Origin of the sequence: Mesorhizobium sp. M4A.F.Ca.ET.022.05.2.1, from assembly GCF_003998845.1 — a bacterium.
In the GTDB taxonomy this organism is placed as follows: Bacteria; Pseudomonadota; Alphaproteobacteria; order Rhizobiales; family Rhizobiaceae; genus Mesorhizobium.
On sequence record NZ_RZOJ01000461.1, the window covers coordinates 1 to 4,611 of the forward strand.

General features: G+C 64.5%; 4 protein-coding genes and 1 pseudogene. 2 read left to right on the plus strand and 3 right to left on the minus strand.

The window, feature by feature from the left end:
* Positions 1-281 (minus strand): annotated as a pseudogene (locus EN745_RS30475) (shikimate dehydrogenase); the annotation flags it as partial.
* Between the two features lie 4 nt (positions 282-285).
* Positions 286-1,176: a 2-hydroxy-3-oxopropionate reductase gene (locus tag EN745_RS30480; RefSeq protein WP_127422959.1), complete on the minus strand. Its 891-nt coding sequence runs from the start codon at positions 1,174-1,176 to the stop codon at positions 286-288.
* 109 nt (positions 1,177-1,285) lie between these two features.
* On the opposite strand from EN745_RS30480, the gene EN745_RS30485 reads away from it, so the two are divergent.
* Positions 1,286-2,050 carry an aldolase/citrate lyase family protein gene (locus tag EN745_RS30485; RefSeq protein WP_127422960.1) on the plus strand — a complete coding sequence of 255 codons (765 nt, stop codon included), beginning with the start codon at positions 1,286-1,288 and terminating at the stop codon, positions 2,048-2,050.
* An 8-nt stretch (positions 2,051-2,058) separates the two neighbouring features.
* Positions 2,059-3,276 carry an FAD-dependent oxidoreductase gene (locus tag EN745_RS30490; RefSeq protein ID WP_127422961.1) on the plus strand — a complete coding sequence of 406 codons (1,218 nt, stop codon included), beginning with the start codon at positions 2,059-2,061 and terminating at the stop codon, positions 3,274-3,276.
* Positions 3,277-3,364: 88 nt separating this feature from the next.
* On the opposite strand, the gene EN745_RS30495 is transcribed toward EN745_RS30490, so the two are convergent.
* Positions 3,365-4,611: ATP-binding protein (locus EN745_RS30495; RefSeq protein WP_127422962.1), on the minus strand; the 1,247-nt coding region annotated here is incomplete at its 5' end.

The window sequence follows — 4,611 nt, forward strand, 5'->3', positions numbered from 1 at the left end:
GAATTGGCGCTCTGCACCCGCGCGGCGCGATCGTGAGCAGCACTGCATTTGTGGTAGACCGGGACCTTGTACGGCACCGAGATGATCACGCCGCGAATGTTCTCGGCCGCAGTTATGCCGGCCCAGAAGGTGTCGAAATCCTCCGGGCGGCAGCTCAGCGGCACCATCAGGCTATCGAGCCCTTTCTGCTCGAATATCTCGTTGAACATGCCGGGGCTCTTCGCATGGCCAACGGGATGGGCCAGCATGACGAAGACGTCGGCCTTGCCGGTACCGCGCATTGGTTCATTCCTTTCCGTTAGACAGTTCATGGGCGCTGAGGATCTCGAGCGCCTTGACGAGGGACGAGTGGTCGGCTTCGGCGCCGCCTGCCCGGGCCGAGCAGGCATTCATCAGCTGTTGCGCCGTCGCCGTGCTCGGCAGCGCCACGCCGAGCGCGCGGGCGCTTTCGAGCGCAAGGTTGAGATCCTTCTGGTGCAGCCGGATGCGGAAGCCCGGCGCGAAAGTCCGCGCGATCATGCGCTCGCCGTGCACTTCGAGCACGCGAGACGAGGCGAAGCCGCCCATCAGCGCGCCGCGCACCTTGGCCGGGTCGCAGCCGGCCTTGCTGGCGAAGACCAGCGCCTCGGCCACCGCCTCGATGTTGAGCGCGACGATGATCTGGTTGGCGATCTTGCAGGTCTGGCCGGCGCCGTTCTTTTCGCCTATCAAGGTGGTGTTCTTGCCGAGCTTCTCGAAGATCGGCAGCGCCCGCTCGAACTCGGCGGCCGGCCCGCCGACCATGATGGTGAGGCTCGCCACCCTGGCGCCGACCTCGCCGCCCGAGACCGGAGCGTCGAGATAGCCGGCTCCGGCCTCTCGAATCCTTGCCGCGAATTCCGCCGTGGCGATCGGACTGATCGAGCTCATGTCGATGACCAGCTTGCCGGCCGACAGTCCCTCTAGCGCGCCGTTCTGTCCGAGCAGGACGCGCTCCACGTCCGGCGTGTCGGGCAGCATGGTGATGACGATTTCGGATGCTCGGGCAACCTCGGCAGGGGAGGCAACAACCGACGCTTGCAGATCTTTCGGGAGAGGAGAGCGGTTCAGAACCGTGACGATCTCGTATCCGGCATCGGCGAGATGTCGCGCCATCGGTGCTCCCATGACGCCAAGCCCGATAAAGCCAATTTTCATGTGCCAACTCCTGTGCGGCGTCTAAGCGACTTGCAGCTCAAGCGAGGCGTATGATATAGGACATCATACAAATTTCAATGCACCTTCTTCTCATGGGAGACGATCGCAAATGCAGGAGCGCGTCAATTCGCTGAAGGCCGCCATTTCTGCCGGCCGAGCCCATATCGGCATCTGGTGCTCGCTGGCTTCCGCCCTCACCACCGAGATCGTCGCCGGCTCCGGAGCCGGCTGGGTCCTGGTCGACGGCGAGCACAGTCCCAACCATCTGCGCAGCATCATGGCGCAGCTTCAGGTGATGGGCGGCTTCGACAGCGAGGCGGTCGTGCGGCTACCCTCCGACGACGCCAGCCTGATCAAGCAGGCAATGGACATCGGCGGCCGCAGCCTGATGATCCCGAACGTACGGACAGCGGATCAGGCGCGTTCCATCGTCGCGGCGATGACCTATGCCCCGGGCGGCTTCCGTGGTTTTTCGGTCGGCCACCGCGCCAACGCCTTCGGCCGCATCGCCGGCTATCATGCCAAAGCGCGGGAACAGCAGCTTCTCGCCGTGCAGATCGAGGACGAAACCGGCGTCGCCAATGCCGCCGCGATCGCAGCCGTGGATGGCGTGGACGTCCTTTTCGTCGGCCCCGGCGACCTCTCGACCAACATGGACGCGATGGGCAATCCTAATGCCTCCCATGTCCAGGAGGCGATCGCCTCGGTGCGCAGGGCCGCCACCGCGGCGGGCAAGGCCAGCGGCATCCTGGCGCCGGTGAAGGCCGACGCCGACCGCTATTTGACAGATGGCTTCACCATGGTCGCCGTCGGTTCTGACCTTAGCCTGCTGGCACGGGGCTCGGATGCCCTGATCGCCTCGTTCAACCACTAGGAAAAGTCATGGCGATCCCCCCTTACAAAGCGCCATCGCGCACCGCCTACGACATCGTCATCGTCGGCGGCGCGGTCATCGGTTCGTCGACGGCCTACTGGCTGACCCAGGCGCTGGGCAATGGCGCCTCGATCCTCGTGGTCGAGCGCGACTCGAGCTACGAATTCTCCTCGACGGCGCTCTCCACCAGCGCCATCCGCCAGCAATATTCCAATCCGATCAACGTCAAGATCAGCCAGTTCGGCATCGAGATCATCCGCGGCTTCCAGGAGCGCATGGCGCCCTTCTACAAGGACGAGCCGGCGCCCGACCTCGGCTTTCGCGAGCACGGCTATCTCTACTGCTGCTCGCCCGAAGGCGTGGACGCGGCGCGCGAGCGCGTCGACCTGCAGCGCAGTCTCGGCGCCTACACCGTCTTCCTCAAGCCAGGTCCGCTGAAGGAGCGTTTTCCCTGGCTCAATGTCGAGGATCTCGGCGGCGGCTCCTGGGGCTCGCGGGAAGAGGGCTGGTTCGATTCCATGGGCATGATGAACGGCTTCCGCCGCGCCGCTCGCGCCAGCGGCGTCGAATACATCGACAACGCCGTGACCGGACTGGATCTCGCCGATGGGCGGGTTGTTTCAGTCCGTCTCGCGACAGGTCAGACGGTCGCCTGTGGAACCCTGGTCAACGCCGCCGGCCCGCGCGCGCAGCAGGTCGCGGCGATGGCTGGCCTGTCGATCCCGGTGGCGCCCTACAAACGCTACAGCTTCGTCTTCGCCAGCGCCAATCCGATCCCCGGCCGCATGCCCAATGTCATCGACCTCTCCGGCACCTTCGTGCGGCCGGAAGGCGAGCTGTTCCTCACCGGCAACACGCCGCAGGGAGACGGCCCGGCCGACTATGACGATTTCGAGATGCATTTCGAGGAGTTCGACGACTACATCTGGCCGGCGCTATGGCACCGCATCCCGGCCTTCGACGCGCTGAAGGTCCAGACCAGCTGGACCGGTCACTACGAATACAACATGCTCGACCACAACGGCATTGTCGGCTTCCATCCGGAGGTGAGGAACTTCATGTTCGCCAACGGCTTCTCCGGGCACGGCCTGCAGCAATCGCCAGCCGTCGGCCGAGCGGTGTCGGAGCTGATCGTTCACGGCGCCTTCCAGACGCTCGATCTGTCGCCATTCTGCTACGAGCGCATATCGCGCAACGAGCCTTTTCTGGAGGAAGCGGTGATCTGAGTCCGGCTCCGACGCGCGGGCCATGATGAAGATCATAGCGATACTGACCATCAGGAGGCGCGCCTGGCCAGAATGACGGACCAGACTGTCAGGCAGCGGATTTGAGCGCCGCTATCTTGTGCAGAACGGCGTCACGCGCGCGCTCGAAACGTTGCAGGGCGGGCATCAGGTCGGCGCCGGCGATGCACGATGTCTCGATGTCGCGGCACAAATTGGACAGGGCTTCAAAACCGAGCATGCCCGACGACGAGACCAGGGAGTGTGCGTCTCGTTGGACGACGTCGCGATCGATCGCCTCAGGCGAGATCGAAACGAGCCGGGTCCTGAGCACGTCGGCCAGCTTGTCGAGCAGCTTGTCCACTCTGTTCTTGCCGAGCACCGTTTCGAGATTTCCGAAGACATCGGCATTGAAGTCCCGGCCGCCGTCCGCGGCCGGACCCGGTTCGCCGGCGTTTCGATCCGGCCCGCGGCCGGTGTTGCGGACGATTGCCGCCAGCAATTCGGCCTGCTTGAAAGGCTTCCCGACATGGTCGGTCATGCCGGCGGCCTGCAACTCGGCGAGTTGGAACGGCAGCACGTTGGCGGTCAACGCGACGATCGGGATATCGCGCGCCGGGGAATTGAGCGCCCGGATATGCCGGGTTGCGCTGAGCCCGTCCATGACCGGCATCTGAACGTCCATCAGCACGACGTCATAGGTCCGGTTCTGCACCGCCGCGATGGCCTCCGTGCCGTCGACCGCGATGTCGACTTCGTGTCCGCGGGATCGAAGTACCGCGCAAGCGATGTCACGGTTGATCTCCATGTCCTCAACCAGCAGGATCCGGGCAGGCGCCGTCGTCTGGTTCATCGCCTCGACAAATCGGGAGGGTTCCGCTTCCGAGCCGGCCTCGGCAAGCGCGACTTCGAACCAGAACAGCGAACCTTCGCCGGCCGTGCTTTCAACGCCGATCCGCCCACCCATCAGTTCGACGAGGCGCTTCGAGATCGCCAGTCCGAGACCGCTGCCTCCAAATTCGCGACGGATCGATCCGTCAACCTGCGAGAAGCGCTGGAACAGACGATCCCGCTGTTCGGACGAGATGCCGATGCCGGTGTCGCGGACGGCAAAGCGCAGCCCGACCGGTCCGGCGCCGGAATCGCCGATGCGGTCGACGGCCAGGGTGACACTTCCCGTGGCGGTGAACTTCACGCCATTGTTCAGAAGATTGAGTAGAACCTGTCTCAGCCTGTCCTGATCGCCAATCAGGCGGGGCGGCAAGGTCGGGTCGACCTTCCGGACCAATGCAAGACCCTTGCGTGCGGCGACGCCGCCGACGATCGAGAGCACAATGT